This window comes from Chromobacterium sp. CCUG 30098 (genome assembly GCF_059916605.1).
Window position 1 is genome coordinate 274806 of sequence record NZ_JAUCGS010000006.1, and the last position, 20751, is coordinate 295556.

Annotated in this window: 20 protein-coding genes; 11 read left to right on the forward strand and 9 right to left on the reverse strand. The window is 62.6% G+C overall.

From position 1 onward, the window contains the following. The first annotated feature begins 9 nt into the window (after positions 1–9). From secY to rplQ, 7 genes are all read left to right on the forward strand, one after another. Positions 10–1329, forward strand: coding sequence for a preprotein translocase subunit SecY (secY, locus tag QUG03_RS15745; protein ID WP_039755684.1), 1320 nt, complete (start codon positions 10–12; stop codon positions 1327–1329). A 263-nt stretch (positions 1330–1592) separates the two neighbouring features. Beyond that, positions 1593–1706: a 50S ribosomal protein L36 gene (rpmJ, locus tag QUG03_RS15750; protein ID WP_011137711.1), complete on the forward strand. Its 114-nt coding sequence runs from the start codon at positions 1593–1595 to the stop codon at positions 1704–1706. 70 nt (positions 1707–1776) lie between these two features. After that, on the forward strand, positions 1777–2139 hold the full coding sequence (gene rpsM, locus QUG03_RS15755; RefSeq protein ID WP_048411917.1) for a 30S ribosomal protein S13: 363 nt from the start codon (positions 1777–1779) through the stop codon (positions 2137–2139). Between the two features lie 19 nt (positions 2140–2158). Beyond that, positions 2159–2554 carry a 30S ribosomal protein S11 gene (gene rpsK / locus QUG03_RS15760; protein ID WP_008955659.1) on the forward strand — a complete coding sequence of 132 codons (396 nt, stop codon included), beginning with the start codon at positions 2159–2161 and terminating at the stop codon, positions 2552–2554. 18 nt (positions 2555–2572) lie between these two features. Next, complete coding sequence (gene rpsD / locus QUG03_RS15765) at positions 2573–3193, forward strand: 30S ribosomal protein S4 (RefSeq protein ID WP_043594097.1); 621 nt, start codon at positions 2573–2575, stop codon at positions 3191–3193. Positions 3194–3216: 23 nt separating this feature from the next. Continuing rightward, positions 3217–4200: a DNA-directed RNA polymerase subunit alpha gene (locus QUG03_RS15770; RefSeq protein WP_039755788.1), complete on the forward strand. Its 984-nt coding sequence runs from the start codon at positions 3217–3219 to the stop codon at positions 4198–4200. Between the two features lie 25 nt (positions 4201–4225). After that, the gene (rplQ, locus tag QUG03_RS15775; protein WP_048411916.1) at positions 4226–4621 is read left to right on the forward strand and encodes a 50S ribosomal protein L17; all 396 of its coding nucleotides are present in this window, start codon (positions 4226–4228) and stop codon (positions 4619–4621) included. Between the two features lie 112 nt (positions 4622–4733). Here the strand turns inward: rplQ and QUG03_RS15780 are convergent, their stop codons facing one another. From QUG03_RS15780 to QUG03_RS15790, 3 genes are read right to left on the reverse strand one after another with little or no spacing between them, the layout of a single operon-like run. Next, entirely contained in the window at positions 4734–5645 is a 912-nt protein-coding gene (locus QUG03_RS15780; protein ID WP_500820372.1) for a glutaminase, read from the reverse strand. A 52-nt stretch (positions 5646–5697) separates the two neighbouring features. Next, a complete protein-coding gene (locus QUG03_RS15785; protein ID WP_235084816.1) occupies positions 5698–6495 on the reverse strand; it encodes an MOSC domain-containing protein in 798 nt (265 codons plus the stop codon). A 35-nt stretch (positions 6496–6530) separates the two neighbouring features. Then, positions 6531–7928, reverse strand: coding sequence for an aminotransferase-like domain-containing protein (locus tag QUG03_RS15790; RefSeq protein ID WP_500820373.1), 1398 nt, complete (start codon positions 7926–7928; stop codon positions 6531–6533). A 267-nt stretch (positions 7929–8195) separates the two neighbouring features. On the opposite strand from QUG03_RS15790, the gene QUG03_RS15795 reads away from it, so the two are divergent. The 4 genes from QUG03_RS15795 to QUG03_RS15810 all read left to right on the forward strand — a co-directional run bounded on the left by QUG03_RS15795 (position 8196) and on the right by QUG03_RS15810 (position 15042). After that, positions 8196–10052 carry a methyl-accepting chemotaxis protein gene (locus QUG03_RS15795; protein ID WP_227106585.1) on the forward strand — a complete coding sequence of 619 codons (1857 nt, stop codon included), beginning with the start codon at positions 8196–8198 and terminating at the stop codon, positions 10050–10052. A 332-nt stretch (positions 10053–10384) separates the two neighbouring features. Then, a complete protein-coding gene (aptA, locus tag QUG03_RS15800) occupies positions 10385–11701 on the forward strand; it encodes an omega-aminotransferase AptA (RefSeq protein ID WP_500820374.1) in 1317 nt (438 codons plus the stop codon). A 42-nt stretch (positions 11702–11743) separates the two neighbouring features. Beyond that, positions 11744–13231: a CoA-acylating methylmalonate-semialdehyde dehydrogenase gene (locus QUG03_RS15805; RefSeq protein WP_227106590.1), complete on the forward strand. Its 1488-nt coding sequence runs from the start codon at positions 11744–11746 to the stop codon at positions 13229–13231. Between the two features lie 173 nt (positions 13232–13404). After that, positions 13405–15042, forward strand: a complete 1638-nt coding sequence (locus QUG03_RS15810) for a methyl-accepting chemotaxis protein (RefSeq protein ID WP_107797935.1) — start codon at positions 13405–13407, stop codon at positions 15040–15042. A 168-nt stretch (positions 15043–15210) separates the two neighbouring features. Here QUG03_RS15810 and kynA read toward each other — a convergent pair whose 3' ends face one another. The 6 genes from kynA to QUG03_RS15840 form a co-directional block, all read right to left on the reverse strand. Further along, positions 15211–16053, reverse strand: coding sequence for a tryptophan 2,3-dioxygenase (kynA, locus tag QUG03_RS15815; protein WP_227106592.1), 843 nt, complete (start codon positions 16051–16053; stop codon positions 15211–15213). 166 nt (positions 16054–16219) lie between these two features. Beyond that, entirely contained in the window at positions 16220–17704 is a 1485-nt protein-coding gene (gene lnt, locus QUG03_RS15820; protein ID WP_227106594.1) for an apolipoprotein N-acyltransferase, read from the reverse strand. A 269-nt stretch (positions 17705–17973) separates the two neighbouring features. Beyond that, positions 17974–18825, reverse strand: coding sequence for a CorC family transporter (locus QUG03_RS15825; RefSeq protein ID WP_019102982.1), 852 nt, complete (start codon positions 18823–18825; stop codon positions 17974–17976). Positions 18826–18828: 3 nt separating this feature from the next. Further along, entirely contained in the window at positions 18829–19335 is a 507-nt protein-coding gene (gene ybeY / locus QUG03_RS15830; RefSeq protein WP_107797937.1) for an rRNA maturation RNase YbeY, read from the reverse strand. Beyond that, positions 19316–20302, reverse strand: coding sequence for a PhoH family protein (locus QUG03_RS15835; protein WP_107797938.1), 987 nt, complete (start codon positions 20300–20302; stop codon positions 19316–19318). Before QUG03_RS15835 ends, ybeY begins: the two co-directional genes overlap by 20 nt. Positions 20303–20384: 82 nt before the next feature. After that, a complete protein-coding gene (locus tag QUG03_RS15840) occupies positions 20385–20672 on the reverse strand; it encodes a YciI family protein (protein WP_235084807.1) in 288 nt (95 codons plus the stop codon). Positions 20673–20751 lie beyond the last annotated feature (79 nt).

Consider the following 20751-nt stretch of genomic DNA (forward strand, 5'->3'; position numbering starts at 1 on the left):
CAATAATCTGTGGCGAATACTTCTCTAGTGGCAAATGCCAATAAGTTTGGTGATCTCAAGCGTCGAATCTGGTTCCTGATTGGTGCCCTGATCGTTTATCGCATCGGTGCCCACATTCCGGTTCCGGGTATCAACCCTGCCGAGCTAGCGAAGTTGTTCCACTCATCGCAGACGGGCCTGCTCGACATGTTCAACATGTTCTCGGGCGGCGCCCTCTCGAGGTTTACGGTGTTTGCCATCGGCATCATGCCGTACATCTCCGCCTCCATCATTCTTCAGCTTGCCTCCGAGGTTCTTCCGAGCCTCAAGCAGCTGAAGAAGGAGGGCGATGCGGGACGTCGTAAGATAACCCAGTACACACGTTACGCCACCGTTTTGCTCGCGACTTTCCAAAGTTTCGGCATTGCGGTGATGCTGTACAAGCAGCCTAACCTGGTGGTGACTCCGCAGTGGGAGTTCTACCTGACGACAGTCGTATCGCTGGTAACCGGCACCATGTTCCTCATGTGGCTGGGCGAGCAGATCACCGAGCGCGGAATTGGCAACGGTATTTCGTTGATCATCTGCGCGGGTATCGCCGCAGGCGTTCCGGCTGCGATCGGCAAGACCTTGACTCTGACCAGTCAGGGTTCTTTGCCCATCCTGTTTGCCGTCGTGTTGTTTGTCGGAGTGATCGTAGTGACTTATGTGGTGGTGTACGCCGAGCGCGGCCAACGCAAAGTCCTGGTGAACTACGCCAAGCGGCAGGTGGGCAATCGCGTCATGCAGGGCCAGAGCACGCATCTGCCGCTCAAGCTCAACATGGCGGGGGTGATTCCGCCGATTTTCGCGTCCAGCATCATCCTGTTCCCGGCCACCGTTCTCGGTTGGTTTGGCCAGGGCGAGCACATGGGCTGGTTGAAGGGCATTGCAGACAAACTGCATCCCGGTCAGCCGATCTACGTGCTGCTGTATGCGGCGGCCATCGTCTTCTTCTGCTATTTCTACACGGCGTTGGTATTCAACCCGAAGGAAACGGCTGACAACTTGAAGAAGAGCGGTGCCTTCATCCCGGGTATTCGTCCAGGTGAGCAGACTTCCCGATACATCGAGAAGATCATTCTGCGGCTGACGCTGATTGGTGCGATCTACATCACACTGGTCTGCTTGCTGCCGGAATTCCTGATCTTGAAGTGGAACGTACCGTTCTACTTCGGCGGCACCTCGCTGCTGATCATCGTGGTGGTTACCATGGATTTCATGGCGCAGGTACAGTCTTACGTGCTGTCGCATCAGTACGAGAGCTTGCTGAAGAAGGCCAACTTCAAAGGCAACGCGCTCACGCGCTGACAACTTGAGCTCACGCTGGGTTATTGGCTAAGGAAGACACCATCCAGATGCAGTGCGAAATTCCGAAGTTCGCTTCGGAGTTTTGCTTGTGAATGGACACGTGGTAACCGGGCACTTCAGACGGGATGCGATTGCGAAGGCATTCGCATCCAATCTGACGGCGGTTTGGGGCGAGGGGAATCCCCCCGCGGTCCTGCCTGTCCCGGATAGTGTTCCGTGCGAAATAACGCACTTGCTCTTTTAGAGGATTGAAAGGAACTGACATGCGAGTACAGCCTTCGGTAAAGAAGATTTGCCGCAACTGCAAAATCATTCGTCGCAATCGCGTAGTTCGCGTGATTTGCACGGATCCGCGTCACAAGCAAAAACAAGGCTAACATTTGTTAGACCTGGATTTGCGTGTTACAATCGCAAACTTTTCAAGGTCTTAAGGCTTAAGGAAAGAGTATGGCCCGTATTGCAGGGGTAAACATCCCCAATCATGCGCATGCCGTTATCGGCCTGCAGGCAATTTTTGGCATCGGTCAGACTCGCGCCCAGCAGATTTGTGCTGCTGCCAGCGTGAACCCTTCCACGAAAGTGAAGGATCTGACGGACGCCGAGATGGAAACTCTGCGTGACGAAGTCGCCAAGTTCACCGTTGAAGGTGATCTGCGCCGCGAAGTCACCATGAGCATCAAGCGTCTGATGGACATGGGCTGCTATCGCGGCTTCCGCCATCGTCGTGGCCTGCCGTGCCGCGGTCAGCGCACTCGCACTAACGCTCGTACCCGCAAGGGACCGCGTAAGGCGATCGCCGGCAAGAAGTAATCAATAGGAACAACAGATAATGGCTAAAGCAAACACAGCAGTTCGTGTACGCAAGAAAGTGCGCAAGTCTGTTAGCGAAGGTATCGTGCACGTGCACGCTTCGTTCAACAACACCATCATCACGATCACCGACCGTCAAGGCAATGCATTGTCTTGGGCTACCTCTGGCGGCGCTGGTTTCAAGGGCTCGCGCAAGAGTACACCCTTTGCTGCTCAAGTAGCAGCAGAGCACGCTGGTAAAGTTGCCCAAGAATACGGTGTGAAGAACCTCGAAGTTCGTATCAAGGGCCCGGGTCCGGGTCGTGAATCCGCTGTTCGCGCACTCAACGCGCTGGGTTTCAAGATCACCAGCATCTCCGACGTGACGCCGGTACCGCACAACGGTTGCCGTCCGCCCAAAAAACGTCGTATCTAATTCGGAGAGTGTGAGAACATGGCACGTTATATCGGCCCTAAGTGCAAACTCGCTCGTCGTGAAGGCACCGACCTTTTCCTGAAGAGCGCACGTCGTGCACTGGATTCCAAGTGCAAACTGGATAGCCCTCCGGGCCAGCATGGCGCTCGTAAGAGCCGCCTGTCTGACTACGGTGTGCAACTGCGTGAAAAGCAGAAAATCCGTCGTATTTACGGTGTACTCGAGCGTCAGTTCCGCAATTACTTTGCGGAAGCTGTGCGTCGCAAAGGCTCCACGGGTGAAAACCTGCTGAAGCTGCTCGAGGCCCGCCTGGACAACGTTGTATATCGCATGGGCTTTGGCTCCACTCGCGCCGAAGCGCGCCAGCTGGTTAGCCACAAGGCTATCGTTGTGAACGGCCAGGTTGTGAACATTCCGTCCTACCAGGTTAAAGCCGGTGACGTAGTGTCCGTCCGTGAAAAAGCCAAGAAACAGGCCCGTATCGTAGAAGGTCTGGCTCTGGCCGAGCAGGGTGGTTTCCCGTCTTGGGTCCTGGTTGACTCCAAGAAAATGGAAGGCACTTTCAAATCCGCTCCGGAACGTTCCGAACTGTCTAGCGATATCAACGAACAACTCGTTGTGGAATTCTACTCCAAGTAATCGCTAGCTCTTAGGGAATGACTATGCAAAACAGCGCTTCGGAATTTCTGAAACCTCGTCTTATCGACGTTCAGCCGGTTTCCGCCACTCACGCTCGTGTGTCGATGGAGCCGTTCGAGCGCGGCTACGCTCATACTCTGGGTAACTCGCTGCGCCGGATTCTGCTGTCGTCGATGCCGGGCTATGCTCCGACCGAAGTGACTATCGCTGGCGTTTTGCATGAGTATTCCGCACTTGATGGCGTGCGCGAGGATGTCGTTGACATCCTCCTCAACCTCAAGGGCGTAGTGCTTAAGCTGCATGGTCGTGACAGTGTCGTTCTGTCCTTGAAAAAGGACGGCGAAGGCGCTGTCTTGGCTGGCGATATCGAACTGCCGCACGATGTGGAAGTGATCAATCCGGACCACGTGATTTGTCACATCTCCTCTGGCGGTAAGATCGACATGGAGATCAAGATCGAAAAAGGCCGCGGCTATCAGCCGGTGTCGGTTCGATCCAATCATGAAGACAACCGTTCCATCGGTACCATTCAACTGGACGCTTCCTTCTCGCCGGTTCGCCGCGTGAGCTTTGCTGTGGAAAGCGCCCGTGTTGAGCAGCGTACCGACCTTGACCGCCTGGTGCTCGATATCGAGACCAACGGCGTAATCGAGCCGGAACAGGCAGTGCGCAACGCTGCCCGTATTCTGATGGATCAACTGTCGATCTTTGCCGATCTCCAAGGCACAGCGGTTGAAGAAGTCGTTGAAAAGGCGCCGCCGATCGATCCGATCCTGCTGCGTCCGGTAGACGATCTTGAACTGACGGTTCGTTCGGCCAACTGCCTGAAAGCTGAGAACATTTATTACATCGGCGATCTGATCCAGCGTACTGAAACCGAGCTTCTGAAGACTCCGAACCTCGGCCGCAAGTCGCTGAACGAGATCAAGGAAGTTCTCGCTTCCAAAGGCCTGACTCTCGGGATGAAACTCGAGAACTGGCCGCCTGCTGGCCTCGAAAAGCCGTAAGGTTTGAGATAAAAGGACATTAACAATGCGTCATCGTTACAGTAATCGTAAACTGAACCGCACGACCAGCCATCGTCTGGCGATGCTGCGTAACATGGCCAACTCGCTGCTGAAGCACGAAGTGATCGTGACCACGCTGCCGAAAGCCAAGGAACTGCGTCGTGTGGCCGAGCCGTTGATCACGCTCGGCAAAAAGCCGTCTCTCGCCAACCGTCGTCTGGCGTTTGACCGCACTCGTGACCGCGATATCGTGGTTAAACTCTTCGACGTGCTCGGCCCGCGCTTCTCCGCCCGCAACGGCGGCTATGTGCGTATCCTGAAGTACGGTTTCCGCAAGGGCGACAACGCCCCGATGGCTCTGGTAGAGCTGGTGGACCGTCCGGAAGATGCCGTAGCGGTTGAAGACAACTCCGCCGAGTAATCGACGAAGTTGAGGAAAAAGCCAGGCGCAAGCCTGGCTTTTTTCATTGCCGTAAAAGAAAAGACCCGCCTCGAGCGGGTTTTTCTTTGTGGGCTTTTATAAAGGCGCGCGCTTAAAAAATCGATAAGCCGGTACGCGTGGTGAAGCGATCCAGCGCTTCCAGGCCCAGCACCGAGTTGCCCTTGCCGTCCAGTTCCGGGCTCCATACGGCGATGCTCATCTTGCCGGGAATGATGGCGAGCATGCCGCCGCCGACCCCGCTTTTCACCGGCAGGCCCACGCGGTAGGCGAATTCGCCGGCGGCGTCGTAAGTGCCGCAGGTCAGCATCACCGCGTTGATCTGCTTGGCCTGGCTGCGGCTCAGCGATTGCCGGCCGTCGCGGGTAATGCCGTGGTTGGCGAGAAAGAGCCCGGCATTGGCCAGTTCCACGCAGTTCATCGCGATGCTGCAGCTGTTGAAGTATTGCTGCAGCACGGTCTCCACTTCGTTGTCGAGGTTGTCGTAGCTTTTCATGAAGTGGGCCAGCGCCGCGTTGCGGTGGCCGTGGGCGCGTTCGGATTCGGCGACGCGGGCGTTGCCGCACAAGGTGGCGTTGCCGGACTCCTGCCGCAGGCGGGCCAGCAGCGTGCCGTGGGCGTCTTCAAAATGGCTGACGGCGCGGTCGGTCACCACGAGGGCGCCTGCGTTGATGAAGGGATTGCGCGGCACGCCGTCCTCGTACTCCAGCTGCACCAGCGAGTTGAACGGGTTGCCGGACGGCTCCTTGCCGACATGGCTCCACAGGGCGTCGCCGTCCGCCTCCAGCGTCAGCGCCAGCATGAAGGACTTGGAAATGCTCTGGATGGAGAAGGGGACGGCGGCGTCTCCGCAGCGGTAGTGCCGGCCGTCCAGAGTGGTGACGGCCATGCCGAACTGGCGGGGCGGCACTTCGGCCAGCGCCGGGATGTAATCGGCGACGCGGCCCTGGCCGTAATAGGCGAGGACTTCGCCGTGGATTTGATCGAGTAGGTCTTGCAGATTCATTAATCTATTCAGCATAAAGCGGTAAAAACGCCGGCGGAGCGGCGTCGGAAAATCAGAACTCGTAGCGGGTTTCCAGCACGCTGAACTCGGCGCCCAATTCCAGCAAGCCTTCATTGCGCGGCACCAGGTTGACGCCGAAGCAGACGCCTTCCGGCAAGGTGCGAATGCTGACCAGGGTGCGCAGCGGCTGCTGTTCCGGCGATTTGATCCCGGTATCCGGATCCACGGTGGTCAGCACGCAGCGCGAGCAGGGCTTGGCGACGTCGAACACCACCTCGCCGATCTGGACCACCTTCCAATCGTCCTCTTCCCAGGCGTAATCGCCGCGGACCACCAGATTGGGGCGGAAGTGGCGCAGCGATACCGGCTGGTCCAGCTCGTCGTTGAGCGCGTCCAGCGAGGCCTGGTTCACCAGCAGATAGGGGTAGCCGTCGGCGAAGGACATCGCGTGCTCGCTGTCCTTCAGCCGGCGATTGGAGCGCATGCCCAGCCATAGCAACTGGCAGGGCTCGCCCAGCACCTCGCTGAACCAGAGATCGACGGCGGCGTCGCCGTGATAGGCGGCGAAGTTGTCCTTCCATACCGTAGCCGGCGCTTCTTGCTGGTATTGGGTACTCATCGCCAGCACCGGCGCCTTGCCCGGAAATTTGAACAGGGCGCCGCCGGGAATCAGGTCCACCTCCACGCGCACCAGCTGCGAGTGGGAGCGGGCGGTGAAGAAGCGGCCGTTGTCGCCGGCCAGCAGCCATTCGCGGTCGTGCAGCAAGCCCTGCTTGCCGGCGAAGGCGCGGCTGTAGGACAGGCCACGACAGGATTTCAACGGATGGACGAACATTTCGACAAGTTGCATGGAGGGCTCCGCTAAGCTGTGGTCAGGGCATGGTATCACTGCGGCGGGCAACTCAGAAAATCCCACAGCCTACGATCCTGGCTGAAAGCGACGTTGAAGCGCAGCCAATCCGAGGGCATGCCGTAGGCGCGGAACAGATGGCCGGGCGCGAGCAGGATTTTGTGTTGCTGAGCCTGCTCGGCCAAGCGTCTGGCGTCCAGCTCCCCAGGCGGGCGCGCCAGCAGGAACAGGCCGTTGGACGGCCGCGCGAACAACTGCCAGCCGTGTTCCAGAAACAGCTGCTGGCATTGGGCCTGAGCCTCGGACAAGCGCGCGCGCAGCCGTTCCAGTTGGCGGCGGTAGCGGCCCTCGGACACCAGTTCCAGCGCCAGCCTCTCGTTCAATTCCGGCGAGGTCAGCCCGGACATCATCTTGTAATGGACGATGCGTTCGAGCAGATCGGACGGGCCGCACAGGTAGCCGACGCGCAGTCCCGGCGATAGCGATTTGGAGAAGCTGTCGATGTAGAGCACGCGTTTGAGGCCGTCCAGCGCCGCCAGCGCGGGTTGGCGGCCGCCGGCGAAGTCCGCGGACACATTGTCCTCCACGATCAGGAAATCGTGCTCCTCGGCCAGGCGCAGCACCTGGTGGGCGACCGACGGCGAGTAGCTGGCGCCGGTGGGGTTTTGCAGCCAGGGATTGGTGAAGAAGGCGCGCGGCCGATGCTGGAGCAGCAGCGCGCGCAGTTGTTCCAAGTCGGGCCCGTGCTCGGTCCAGGGCACCGGCACCAGCTTGAACTCGCGAAACGCCAGGCAGGACAGCAGATTGCAATAGCCGGGATCGTCCACCAGCACGGTGTCCCCGGCCTGCAGCAGCGCGCAGGCGGCCATGTCCAGCGCGCGGCTGGCGCCCTGGGTCAGCGCGATGTCGTCGGCTCGGGCGGGGATGCCGCGTTCGGCCAGCCGGTCCGCCAAATGCTCGCGCAAGGGCAGAAAGCCCTTGGGGTCGCCGTAGCCGGGCGCGGCGACGGCGTCGCGGGCCAGCTGCCGCAGCGCTTTTTGCTGGGCCTCGGCGTCGTACCAGTGCGAGGGCAGCCAGCCGCAGCCCGCGAACAGGGTGTTGGCGTCCTGCTGGTAAATCTTGCGCAGCAGCCAGTATTCGTCCACCGGCCAGACGCGCGGCGCGGCGGGCAGATCGGGCGGCCGGCTTTCCCGCCTTCCCTCCACGTAAAAGCCGGAGCCGGGCCGCGCCGCCAGATAGCCCAAGGTCACCAGCCTATCGTAGGCCTCGACCACGGTGAAGGGACTGACGCCCAGCTCCCCGGCCATTCTGCGAATAGATGGGATTTTTGCGCCTTTGCGCCACTGACCGCATTGAATGGCGGAAATAGCTGAATTGACTATATTTTCCACCAGGGTAATGCCTTCCGCGGGCATAAGATTCAGGCTGGCCATTGCGCGTTAATTGAGCATCATTGATATTGGGCCTGTCCGTTGAGAACAGCTTGTGATAAATATCTCGTCATAAGCCGGATGGCATGTTGCAGCCGCCAATCTGTATGTTTTTTGTTGAGCTTTGCAGGCGAAACGGCTAAGACAAGAACAGAGCCTACCGGCATCGAGAATGATCATAACAGCGCTTTGTCGTGAATTGACAAGCAATCGCGGCAAGCCAAGTCGAATTGGGGATGGAGGACGGAAATGCGCTCTTTGCGTGTAAAGTTGATTGTATTCATTGCGGTGCTGCTGGTTCTGCTGGGCGCCATCATTACGACCCTGGTCTACACCCAGATGCGCAACGAGATTGTCCAGGGCGTGGATAACGAGTTGTCCAGCACCTCGCGCGGCTACGCCAACCTGGTCAAGGACTGGTACGGCAGCAAGGTCAAGGTGGTGATCGCCGGCAACCCGGTGGTGGGCACGCCCGAGCCCATGCCGATGCTGGCGCGCCTGAGCCAGGCCGGCGGCTACGACATGACCTATATCGGCACCGCCGATCACAAGATGATCCGTTCCGACTTCAAGCCGCAGCCGGCGGGCTACGACCCGGTGGCGCGGCCCTGGTATCAGCAGGCGCAGGCCAGCGGCAAGCCGGGGGTGTCCGATCCCTATGTCGATTTCGACACCAAGAAACTGGTGGTGACCTTCGTGTCGCCGGTGTTCGACGGCTCCACGCTGAAAGCGGTGGTGGGCGGCGACATCTTCATCGACGACTTGGTCAAAACCGTGCTGTCCGCCAAGCTGCGCGGCAACGGCTACGCCTTCCTGGTGGACAAGGCCGGCAAGGTGATCGCCCATCCGGACACCACGCTGACGCTGAAGCCTCTGGCGGAGAAAGTGCCGGCGCTGACCGGCGAGAAGCTGGTGCAGTTGTCCACCAGCAGCGCGATGGAGGAGATCGAAGTCAACGGCGAAACCAAGCTGGTGCAGGTGGACCCGGTGGAGGGCACCAACTGGCTGCTGGGCGTGATGATAGACAAGTCCGTGGTCAGCGAGCCGCTGGAAAAACTGCTGCTGACCGTGGTGGGCCTGGGCGCGCTGTGCGTGGTGGTGCTGATCCCGGTGGCCAGCGTGATGCTGAGCAAGATGTTGGCCGGCCTGGGCCGCTTGCGCAACGCGATGCTGGAGATCTCCAAGGGCGAGGGCGATTTGACCCGCCGCATCGAGGTGCAGGGCCAGGATGAGATCGCCGAAACCGCGACCGCGTTCAACAGCTTCATCCATCGCTTGCAAAGCATGTTCGTGGCGGTGCGCACCGAGGCGGAAAACGTCACCAACGGCGTGCAGAGCGTGGCCACCACGGTGGATCAGGTGGCGCGCGATTCCCGGCAGATTTCCGACGTGTCCAGCTCCAACGCCGCGACGCTGGAGGAAATCACCGTCAGCATCTCCCATATCGCCGACGCCGCGCGCGAGGCGGATTCGCTGGTCAACCACACCGGCACCGTGTCCAGCGAAAGCGCCGACGAAATGCAGCGCATCTCCCGCGAAATGAACAGCACGGTGGAGGCGGTGAAGGGCTTGTCCGGCATGTTGGTGTCGCTGGATCAACGCTCGCAGCAAATCAGCGGCATCACCAATGTGATCAAGGACATCGCCGATCAGACCAACCTCTTGGCCTTGAACGCGGCGATCGAAGCGGCGCGCGCCGGCGAAATGGGCCGCGGCTTCGCGGTGGTGGCGGACGAAGTGCGCAAACTGGCCGAGCGCACCGGCCAGGCCACGGTGGAGATTTCCAGCATGGTCAGCACCATCCGCGAGGAAACCAGCCAGGCGGTGACCAATATGCAGCGCACCGTCAGCTCGGTGGACGACGGCGTGGAACTGACCGACAGCGCGGTGCAGCGCATCGAGCAGATCCAGCAGGCGATGCAGGAAGTGATGGCCAAGATGAACGAGATCACCTTGTCCACCAGCGAGCAGCACAAGGCCACCACCTTGATCGCGCAGAGCACCGAGCAGATCAACGGCCGCATCGTCGACAGCGACGGTGCCCTGCAGACCGTGCACGACACCTTGAACGATTTGTCGCAGGCGGCCAAGGACATGCGCCAGCTGTTCTCCAGCTTCCGCGTCTGAGAACCTGTTTACGATCTGCTGCGCGTCGGCGGGATGGATAGACATGGGCGTTGAAACCGAGCTCAAAATGCTCATGTACCACGAGTACATTCCGCTTTTTCGCTCGTTTCCGCCTTGTCTCGCCTTAGCTCGCGAGATCGTAAACAGGCTCTGAGTCGATTGGCGCGACACAGGAAACCCGGCTGCGGCCGGGTTTTTTCATGGTCTTGGACTGTATTGGCGATTTGGCCGGTACGGGATTGGGCAAATCCGCGCAAACTGTACCTGTAATTGTATTGGTGCAGCCGCTAGATTAGTTGTCATCATTCGGCCGAGAGCCAGGGGAGACAACGATGAATCAGCCGCAGATGGACGCGTTCTGGATGCCCTTCACCGCCAACCGCCAGTTCAAGAGCGCTCCGCGCATGCTGGTGAGCGCCGATGGCATGTATTACACCGACGACCAAGGCCGCCAGATCCTGGACGGCAGCGCCGGCCTGTGGTGCGTGACCGCCGGCCACAACCGCAAGCCCATCGTCGAGGCGGTGCAGCGCCAGGTGGCGACGCTGGATTACGCGCCGCCGTTCCAGATGGCGCACCCCAAGGCCTTCGAGGCCGCCGACAAGCTGGTGGCGATGGCGCCCAAGGGCTTGAGCAAGGCCTTCTTCGTCGGCTCCGGCTCGGAGGCGGTGGACACCGCGCTGAAGATGGCGGTGGCCTATCACCGCGTGCGCGGCGACGCCGCCCGCGTCAAGCTGATCGGCCGCGAGCGCGGCTATCACGGCGTCAACTTCGGCGGCGTCTCGGTGGGCGGCATGGCCGGCAACCGCAAACACTTTCCGGTGTCCCTGCCGGCGGTGGACCATTTGCGCAGCACCCATGATCTGGCGCGCAACGCCTTCAGCCGCGGCGAGCCGGAGCACGGCGCCGAATTCGCCGACGAACTGGAAGCGCGCATCCTGACCCTGCACGACCCGTCCACCATCGCCGCCGTCATCGTCGAGCCGATGGCCGGCTCCACCGGCGTGCTGATCCCGCCCAAGGGCTATTTGCGGCGCCTGCGCGAAATCTGCGACCGCTACGGCATCCTGCTGATCTTCGACGAGGTGATCACCGGCTTCGGCCGCCTGGGCGCGGATTGGGCGGCCAACAAGTTCGGCGTGCTGCCGGACATCATCACCTGCGCCAAGGGCCTGACCAACGGCGTGGTGCCTATGGGCGCGCTGTTGGTGAAGCCGGAGATCCACGACGCCTTCATGGCCGCCGCCGGCGAGCGCATGATCGAGTTCCCCCACGGCTACACCTATTCCGCCCATCCGCTGGCCTGCGCCGCGGCGATCGCCTCGCTGGACCTGTACCGCGAGGAGCAGTTGTTCGAGCGCGCCGCCGGGCTGTCCGCTTATTTCGAGGAGCGCGCGCACGCCTTGCGCGGCCAGCCCTACGTCAAGGACATCCGCAACCTGGGCCTGGTGGCTGGCATCGAAATGGACAGCCGCCCCGGCGCGGCCGGGCAGCGCGGTTTCGACGTCTTCCTCAAGTGCTGGGAACAAGGCGTGCTGGTGCGCTTTACCGGCGACATCCTGGCGGTGTCGCCGCCCTTGATCATCGAAAAGTACGAGATCGACCGGCTGTTCGACACCATCGCCTCCGCCTTGCGCGCCTGCGAGTAAGCGCGGCGCCGAATACTCAACTCATTCGAATCGGAACATAAGATGCAAACCATTCCTCATTACATCGGCGGCGAACGCTGCGAAGGCCGGAGCGGCCGCTTTGGAGATGTCTACAACCCGGCGCTGGGCAGCGTCGCCGCCCGCGTGCCGCTGGCGAGCCCGGACGAGGTGCAGGCCGCGGTGGCGGCGGCGCGCAAGGCCTTTCCGGCCTGGGCGGAAACCTCGCCGCTGAAGCGGGCGCGGGTGATGTTCAAGTTCAAGGAGCTGCTGGAGCAGAACCAGCAGCGCTTGGCGGCGCTGATTTCCAGCGAGCACGGCAAGGTGGTGTCCGACGCCATCGGCGAAGTCGCCCGCGGCCTGGAAGTGGTGGAGTTCGCCTGCGGCATTCCGCAGTTGCTGAAGGGCGAGTTCACCGAACAGGTGGGCGGCGGCATCGACAGCCATTCCATGCGTCAGCCGCTGGGCGTGGTGGCCGGCATCACCCCGTTCAACTTCCCGGCCATGGTGCCGCTGTGGATGTTCCCGGTGGCCTTGGCCTGCGGCAACTGCTTCATTCTCAAGCCGTCCGAGCGCGACCCGTCCGCCGCGCTGCTGCTGGCCGATCTGTTGCAGCAGGCCGGCCTGCCGGCCGGCGTGTTCAGCGTGGTGCACGGCGACAAGCAGGCGGTGGACGCCTTGCTCGCCCATCCCGACATCGCCGCGCTCAGCTTCGTCGGCTCCACGCCGATTGCCCAGTACATCTACGAAACCGGCGCGCGCCACGGCAAGCGGGTGCAGGCGCTGGGCGGCGCCAAGAACCACCTGGTGGTGATGCCGGACGCGGATCTGGACGGCGCGGTGGAGGCTTTGATCGGGGCCGCTTACGGCTCGGCCGGCGAGCGTTGCATGGCGATCTCGGTGGTGCTGGCGGTGGGCGACATCGGCGACGCGCTGGTGGAGCGGCTGGCCGAGCGCGCGCGCAGTCTGAAGATAGGCGTGGGCGACGACGCGGCGGCGGAAATGGGGCCGCTGGTGACGCGCCAGCACTTGGACAAGGTGACGGGCTATGTCGATCAGGGCGTGGCCGAAGGCGCGCAGCTGGTGGTGGACGGCCGCGGCTACCGCCATCCCGGCCACGAGGACGGGTTTTTCCTGGGCGGCTGCCTGTTCGACCATGTGACGCCGGAGATGACCATCTACAAGGAGGAAATCTTCGGGCCGGTGCTGGCGGTGGTGCGGGTGCCGGACTTCGACAGCGCGGTCAGCCTGATCAACGCCCATCCCTTCGCCAACGGCACCAGCATCTTCACCCGTTCCGGCGGCGCCGCGCGCGAATTCAGCCACCGCATCCAGGTGGGCATGGTGGGCATCAATGTGCCGATCCCGGTGCCGATGGCCTTCCACAGCTTTGGCGGCTGGAAAGCCTCGCTGTTCGGCGACCATCATATGCACGGCCCGGAAGGCGTGCGCTTCTATACCCGGATGAAGACGGTGACCAGCCGCTGGCCGGCCAAGATGACCGCCGAATTCGTGATGCCGACGATGAAGTAAGGATGGAATGACGACTCTGGACGCGTGCTCGCGTTCAGTTGAAACCCGGAGCGATCCGGGTTTTTTTTATGCTGTTGATATTTTTCATCGAAATGTATCAAACTGGGATTAATCGCATAAAAAGAGCGATCAGCGCTGTCTAGAATAAGCTAACAAGGTGTGGGGAGATGGAAATGAACAAAACAACAATGAGCCTGCGCGGCCGTTTGCTGCTGCTTTTGGTGGCGATGGCCCTGCTGGTGACGGCGATAGGCGTGTTGTCGGTGATGCGCGAGCGGGACACCATGTTGCTGGACCGCAAGGACAAGACGCGCAATCTGGTGGAATCGGCGGCGGCCTTGGTGACGTCCTACGAGAAGATGGCGGCGGACGGCAAGATGAGCGAGCCGCAGGCCAAGCAACTGGCGGCGGCGGCGCTGAGCAGCATGCGTTACGACGAGCGCGAATATTTCTTCGCCTTCGACAAGGGCCTGACCTATGTCGCCCACGGCGTGAAGCCGGCCTTGATCGGCAAGAATCTGCACGGGGTCAAGGAGGGCAGCGGCCAGGACATGGGCCAGTTGTTCGACCAGGCGCTGAGCGCCGGCGGCGGCAAGGGTTATGCCGCTTATGTCTGGGACAAGCCGGGCTTCGACGCGCCGCAGCCCAAGATCTCCTATTTGATGACCTCGCCCGGCTGGGGCTGGGTGCTGGGCACCGGCATCTATCTGGACGATGTGGCGGCCGCCTATCACAAATCGCTGTTCAACCTGGCGCTGGAAGTCGGCGTGATCCTGCTGCTGCTGGCCGGTCTCGGCGGTTACATCATGCGCAGCGTGCTGGGCCAGCTGGGCGGCGAGCCGGCGGTCACCGTGGACATCGTCAAACGCATCGCCGCCGGACAGCTGGATATGGACGTGCCGGTGAAAGCCGGCGACCGCGACAGCCTGCTGGCCAATGTGGCCGGCATGCAGGGGCAGTTGCGGCAGCTGGTGGGCGACATCGCCGCCGCGGCCAGCCGGGTGTCGGAGATGAGCGCCGACGTCAGCAGCCACGCCAGCGAAGTGGCCAACGGTTCGGAGAAGCAAAGCGAGGCGGCCACCTCGATGGCGGCGTCGATCGAAGAACTGACCGTCAGCATCAACCATATTTCCGACCGCGCTCAGGACGCCCGCAATCTGTCCGAGCAATCCGGCGAATCGTCGCAGCAGGGCAGCGAGGTGATTTCGCGCGCGGTGGCGGAAATGCGCCGCATCAATGAGTCGGTGGAACTGGCCGCCGGCACCATCAACGAGCTGGTGGACAAGGCGCAAGTGATCTCCGGCATCATGCAGGTGATCAAGGACATCGCCGATCAGACCAATCTTCTGGCGTTGAACGCGGCGATCGAGGCGGCGCGCGCCGGCGAGCAGGGCCGCGGCTTCGCCGTGGTGGCGGACGAGGTGCGCAAGCTGTCCGAACGCACCGCCCAGGCCACCGAGGAGATCGCCGGCATGATCGCCGAGATCCAGCAAAGCTCCACCCAGTCTCACGGTTCGATGGAAGAGGCGGTGCGGCGCGCCAAGAACGGCCTGGAACTGGCCGAGCAGGGCGGCGAGGCGGTGGGCGAGATCCGTCAGAGCGCCGGCGGGGTGCTGGGCGTGGTCAACGATATTTCCCACGCGCTGAAGGAGCAGGGCACCGCCAGCCAGGACATCGCCCAGTACGTCGAACAGATCGCAATGAGCTCCAGCAAGAACGCGCAGGCGGCGTCCACCGCTTCGGCGGCGCTGGCGGACATGAACCAGCTGGCCGGCAATCTGCGCGGGCTGGTGTCGCGCTTCCGCTGTTGAGCCGGCGGCGCGCTAGGTGGCCTTAGAGCCGATTCGAAATCTCGCGGGCGCGAGCGAGACAAGGTGAAAACCGCTGAGAAAGCCGAATGCGGGTTTACTGCATGAGCGTTTCGAAGCGGTGCTCACCGTGCAACGCGTCGCGACGCGCAGCCGATCGTAAGCAGGTTCTTAGCGGCCGATCTCGGTGCGCACGTCCAGCAGTTCCGGGAAGAAGGTCAGCTCCAGCGCCTGCTTGAGGAAGCGCACGCCGCTGGAGCCGCCGGTGCCCTGCTTGAAGCCGATCACCCGCTCCACCGTCTTCATGTGCCGGAAGCGCCACAGGTGGAAGTATTCCTCCACGTCCACCAGTTTTTCCGCCATCTCATAGGCTTCCCAGTGCTGCTGGGGCTGATCGTAGATCAATTTGAACAGCGGGATCAGTTCCGGGTTGCGCTGATAGGGCTGCGACCAGTCGCGTTCCAGGCTGGAGGCCGGCACCGGCAGGCCGCGCCGCGCCAGATGGCGCAGGAATTCGTCGTACAGGCTGGGCGCGTCCAGGATGGCCTTCAGCGAAGCGTGTTTGTCCGCTTCATGGGCGAACACGTTCAGCATCGCCTGGTTCTTGTTGCCCAGCAGGAATTCGATGGAGCGGTATTGATGCGACTGGAAGCCGGAGGAATTGCCCAGCACGTCGCGGAATTCCATGTACTCCGACGGCGTCAGCGTTTCCAGCACCGCCCATTGCTCGAACAGCAGACGCTGGATCTGCTTGACCCGCGCCAGGCATTTGAAGCTGGGGCCCAGCGTGTCCTGCTGGACGAAGCGCACCGCGGCCTGCAGCTCGTGCAGCATCAGCTTCATCCACAATTCCGATGTCTGATGCTGGATCACGAACAGCAACTCGTCGTGATGCGGCGGGTTGGACAGCGGTTTCTGACAGGCCAGCAGCTCGTCCAGGCATAGATAGCCGCCGTAGCTCATGCGCTCGGAAAAGTTGGTGACGATCCCGGCTTCCAGTTTTCTCTCGTTCATGGTGTTTCCCTTGTAGAGGCGGCGCGTCGTTTCTTGGTGTGTGTCCGGTACGGGACCGGTTTCGCGTCGCCGGCGAATGATGATCGGGAATCCGGGGCCGAATGTCAAAACGCGCGATGTTCCTGTGTGGAAACATCGCGCGTTTGCGGTGTGAGGGCTACAAGGCTCAGGGCCGGTGTTTGCGGCCCAGCAGCATGGCCAGCAGCAGCAGCGCCGCGCAGCCTATCAAGACCGGCATATTGCCGTGGCGCATATAGGGCGTCAGCCCCTGGCGGCCCTGGGCGAAGCCCTGCAGCACCTGGCGGGTGTAGGGCGCGGCCACCGCGGCGATTTCGCCGTCCGGGCGGATGATGGCGGTCATGCCGTTATTGGTGGCGCGCAGCATGTAGCGGCCGTTTTCCATCGCGCGGGCCTGGGACAGCTGCAGGTGCTGGCTCATCGCCACGCTCTTGCCGAACCAGGCCAGATTGCTGACGTTGGCCATGATGCTGGCCTGGGAGGCCGGGCCTGTCAGCTCTTCGCCGAAGCTGTCCTCGTAGCAGACGTTGAAGGCGATCTTCTCGCCGGCCAGCGCCAGCGGCGGCTGATTGGCGCCGCCGCTGCTGAAGCCGGACATCGGCATATTCATGAACTGGTAGATCCAGCCGATCAGGCCGGGCACCGGGATGAACTCGCCAAAGGGCACCAGATGGTCTTTGGCGAAGAAGGGCCGGCCCGGCGTGGTCAGCGCCACCACCGCGTTCAAATAACCGCGGCCGTCGTTGGTGCGGCGTGGCACGCCGGTGGCCAGCGCCATGCCGGCGCGTTGGGCCTGGCCTTCCATCATGCTCAGATAGCCGGACGGCAGGTCGTCGAGGAAGAGCGGCAGCGCGGTTTCCGGCAGCAGCATCAGGTCGGCGCGGGTGGTGGCCACTTGCTGGTAATACACGCGCAGCGATTCTTCCAGGTTTTCCGGCGACCATTTCAGTTCCTGAGCGATATTGCCCTGGGCCAGCGCCACGCTGATCGGCTTGCCCTGCGGCTGGGTCCATTCCACGCTCTTGAGCCAGAAACCGTTGCCCCACACCGCCAGCGCGGCGACCAGCAGGCCGGCGCGCATCTTCCAGCCGCTGTGGACCATCAAGGCCAGCGCGCCGGCGGACAGCGCCACCAGGTAGGTGACCAGGTGGGAGCCGCCCAGCGGCGTATAGCCGGCCAGCGGGCTTTCCGTGATCTGCGAGTAGCCGGCGGCGGCCCAGGGGAAGCCGGTCAGCACCCAGCCGCGCAGCCATTCCCCCAGTTCCCACAGCGCCGGGAAGGCCAGCAGCCAGCGCTGCCACGGCTTGGCGGTGACGCGGGCGCTCAGCCACATCGCGAGGCCCGGGTAGAGCGCCAGATAGGCCGGCAGCAAGAGCACCAGCGGCAGGGCGATCCAGGCCGGCAGGCCGGCCACGTCGTGCAGGCTGTTGTAGATCCAGTTGAAGTTGCTGGTGTAGGCGGCCAGACCCCAGACATAGCCGATCCAGAACGCGCGCTGCGGGTGGCGTTGAGTCAGGTCGGCCAGCGCCGCCAAAGACAGCGGCATGATCCAGAATAGCCGATAGGGGGCGAAGGCGAACAGTGTGAGGCTGCCAGCCAAGGCGGCTGCCAGCAGGACCAGTAAAGTGCGCATGGTAGGCATCAGGCGAAGCCGGCCGGCAAAAGCCGGCCGACGGATTGTCAAATAGCTGATCTTCATCTTAGGAGCGGGCGGCGCGGGCTCCAAGCCCAATCCGGCCGCCGGCTTCCGGCAGCGGCGTTCAGCGTCTGTTCACGCTCTTGCGAGCGTGGGCGAGACAAGGCCGGAACGGCTGGGAAAGCGCAATGCGCAGGCGGCGCATGGGCGTTTCTCAGCCGTGCTCAAGCCAGGCCTCCGCCGCGAAGCGGAAGGCGCGCCGCTTCTCAGACCTCGCTGGTTTCCCCGGCCTGAATCCGCTCCACCAGCAGGGTGTCGACGCGGCGGTTGTCGGCGCGCAGCACGGTGAAGCGCAGGCCGGCGGCTTCCACCGCCTCGCCGCGCTTGGGCAGGTGGCCGGTCAGCGAGATCACCAGGCCGCCGACGGTGTCGACGTCGTCGTCTTCGAAATCGGTTTCAAAGTAATGATTGAAGTCCTCGATCTCGGTCAGCGCCTTGACCCGGTAGCGCTGATGGCCGCGCACCGGCAGGATGTCTTCCTCGTCGTCCTCGGTGTCGTATTCGTCCTCGATGTCGCCGACGATCTGCTCGATCACGTCCTCGATGGTCACCAGGCCGGACACGCCGCCGTATTCGTCCACCACCACCGCCATGTGATTGTGGGTGGCGCGGAAATCGCGCAGCAGCACGTTCAGCGGCTTGGACTCCGGCACGAACACCGCCGGGCGCAGCACCGCCTTCAAGTCGAAGCTGGCCGGCGCGTGGAAATAGCGCAACAGTTCCTTGGCCAACAGAATGCCCAGCACGTCGTCCTTGCTGTCGCCTATCACCGGAAAACGCGAGTGTCCGGAGTCGATCACCATCGGCAGGAAGCGGGTGATCGGGTCGTCGCAGCTGATCACGTTCATCTGGCTGCGCGGAATCATCACGTCGCGCACGGTCAGCTCGCTGACTTCCAGCACGCCCTCGATCATGCCGAGCGCTTCCGCGTCCAGCAGATTGCGCTCGAAGGCGTTGTGCAAGAGCTCGATCAACTCTTCGCGATCTTCCGGCTCGCGCAGCAACATGGTGGACAGGCGTTCCAGCCAAGTCGGCCGCGGTTTACTGGGGTCTTCCATTTCTTAGAACTGCTCCTCTCGATAAGGGTCGGGATATCCTAGCCTCTGCATGATGACGGTTTCAAGCGCCTCCATGGTTTCGGCTTCGTCGTCTTGTTCGTGGTCAAAGCCTTGCAGGTGCAGCATGCCGTGCACCAACAGGTGGGCGTAATGCGCTTGCAGCGGCTTGTTTTGCTCGGCCGCCTCTTTTTCCACCACCGGCGCGCACAGCACCAGATCGCCGATCAAGGGCAGGCCGGGCACCGGCTCGCCCTCGTTGAGGGCGAAGCTCAGCACATTGGTGGCGTAGTCCTTGCCGCGGTAGTCATGGTTCATTTGGCGGCCTTCGTCGGCATCCACGATCAGGATGCTGACCTGGGCCTGTTTGACGCCGGCTTGCAGCGCCGCCTGGCTCCAGCGGCGCAGATCGGCGGGCCGCGGCAGCGCGGCGGTTTGACTGCGCACGTCCAGGCTCAGTTCCAGGCGCGCGGCCAGCCGCGCCAGCAGCGGGTTACGCTTGGCTCTTTTCATCTTGCTTGCTTTGGTATTGGTCGTAGGCGTCGACGATTTTCTGCACCAGCGGGTGGCGCACCACGTCGTCGCTCTGGAAATGGTGGAAATGGATGCCGCGGACCTTGTCCAGGATGCGTTCCACTTCGACCAGGCCGCTTTTCTGATGGCGGGCCAGATCGATCTGGGTCACGTCGCCGGTGATCACCGCCTTGGAGCCGAAGCCGATGCGGGTCAGGAACATTTTCATCTGCTCCGGCGTGGTGTTCTGCGCCTCGTCCAGAATGATGAAGGCGTTGTTCAGCGTGCGACCGCGCATATAGGCCAGCGGCGCGATCTCGATCAGGTTCTTCTCGAACAGCCGGGTCACGCGGTCGAAACCCATCAGATCGTACAGCGCGTCGTACAGCGGCCGCAGATACGGGTCCACTTTCTGCGCCAGGTCGCCGGGCAGGAAGCCCAGCTTCTCGCCGGCCTCCACCGCCGGGCGCACCAGCACGATGCGCTTGACCGCGTCGCGCTCCATCGCGTCCACCGCGCAGCCCACCGCCAGATAGGTCTTGCCGGTGCCGGCCGGGCCGATGCCGAAGGTGATGTCGTGTTGCTGGATGGCCTTGATGTAGCGGCTCTGGCGCGGCGTGCGGCCGCGCAGATCGCCGCGGCGGGTCACCAGCACCGGCGCGTCTTCGTCGTCGGTCGCTGCCGCGGCGCCGTGGGGCGCGTGGCGGCGCAGTTCCACCAGGCACAGTTGCACGTCGTCTATCGACAGCTCCTGTTTTTCCGCCAGCAGATAGAGCCGGGTCAGCGCCTCCACCGCGGTCTTGGCCTGTTCGCCCTGGACGCGGAAACTTTCGCCGCGGCGCTGCACCGTCACGTCCAGGCCGGTTTCTATCTGTTTCAGGTTTTCGTCCAGCGGGCCGCACAGGCGGGCCAGCCGTTCATTGTCGACAGGGTTGAAGCTCAGGGGTTCGGCGTGCGATGTAGTCATGCGGCTCGTAGTCTGGGTCGTTGTCGGCGGCCCGCCGCGGGGCGGGACGGCCGATGGACAAGGGTTAGGGCTGCGGCGCTCATTAAATGTTCCGCAGACAATCCAGTTCCGGCGCGCTCATGCTGGCGTGGAACTCGGTGATTTCGTAGCGGGCGAGGCCGGCGACGGCGAAGGGGTCGCGTGCCAGCAGCGCTTCCAGCTCGGCGCGTTCGCCGCGCGCCAGGATCACGCCGCCGGTGCGCGGCGTCTTGCGGCCGGAGGCCAGCAGCAGGCCGGCGGCGTAGCCCTGCTGCAGCCAGGCGACGTGTGCTTCCAGCTGCGCGTCGATGTCGGACAGCGGGGCGATGTAGCTTAGCGAAACAATGAACATGGCGGCATCAGCGTGAAGGGAAAGCGCCAAGCATACGCCGGCCCGCGGCGGCCGGCGCGAAAAAATGGCGGACGGGCGT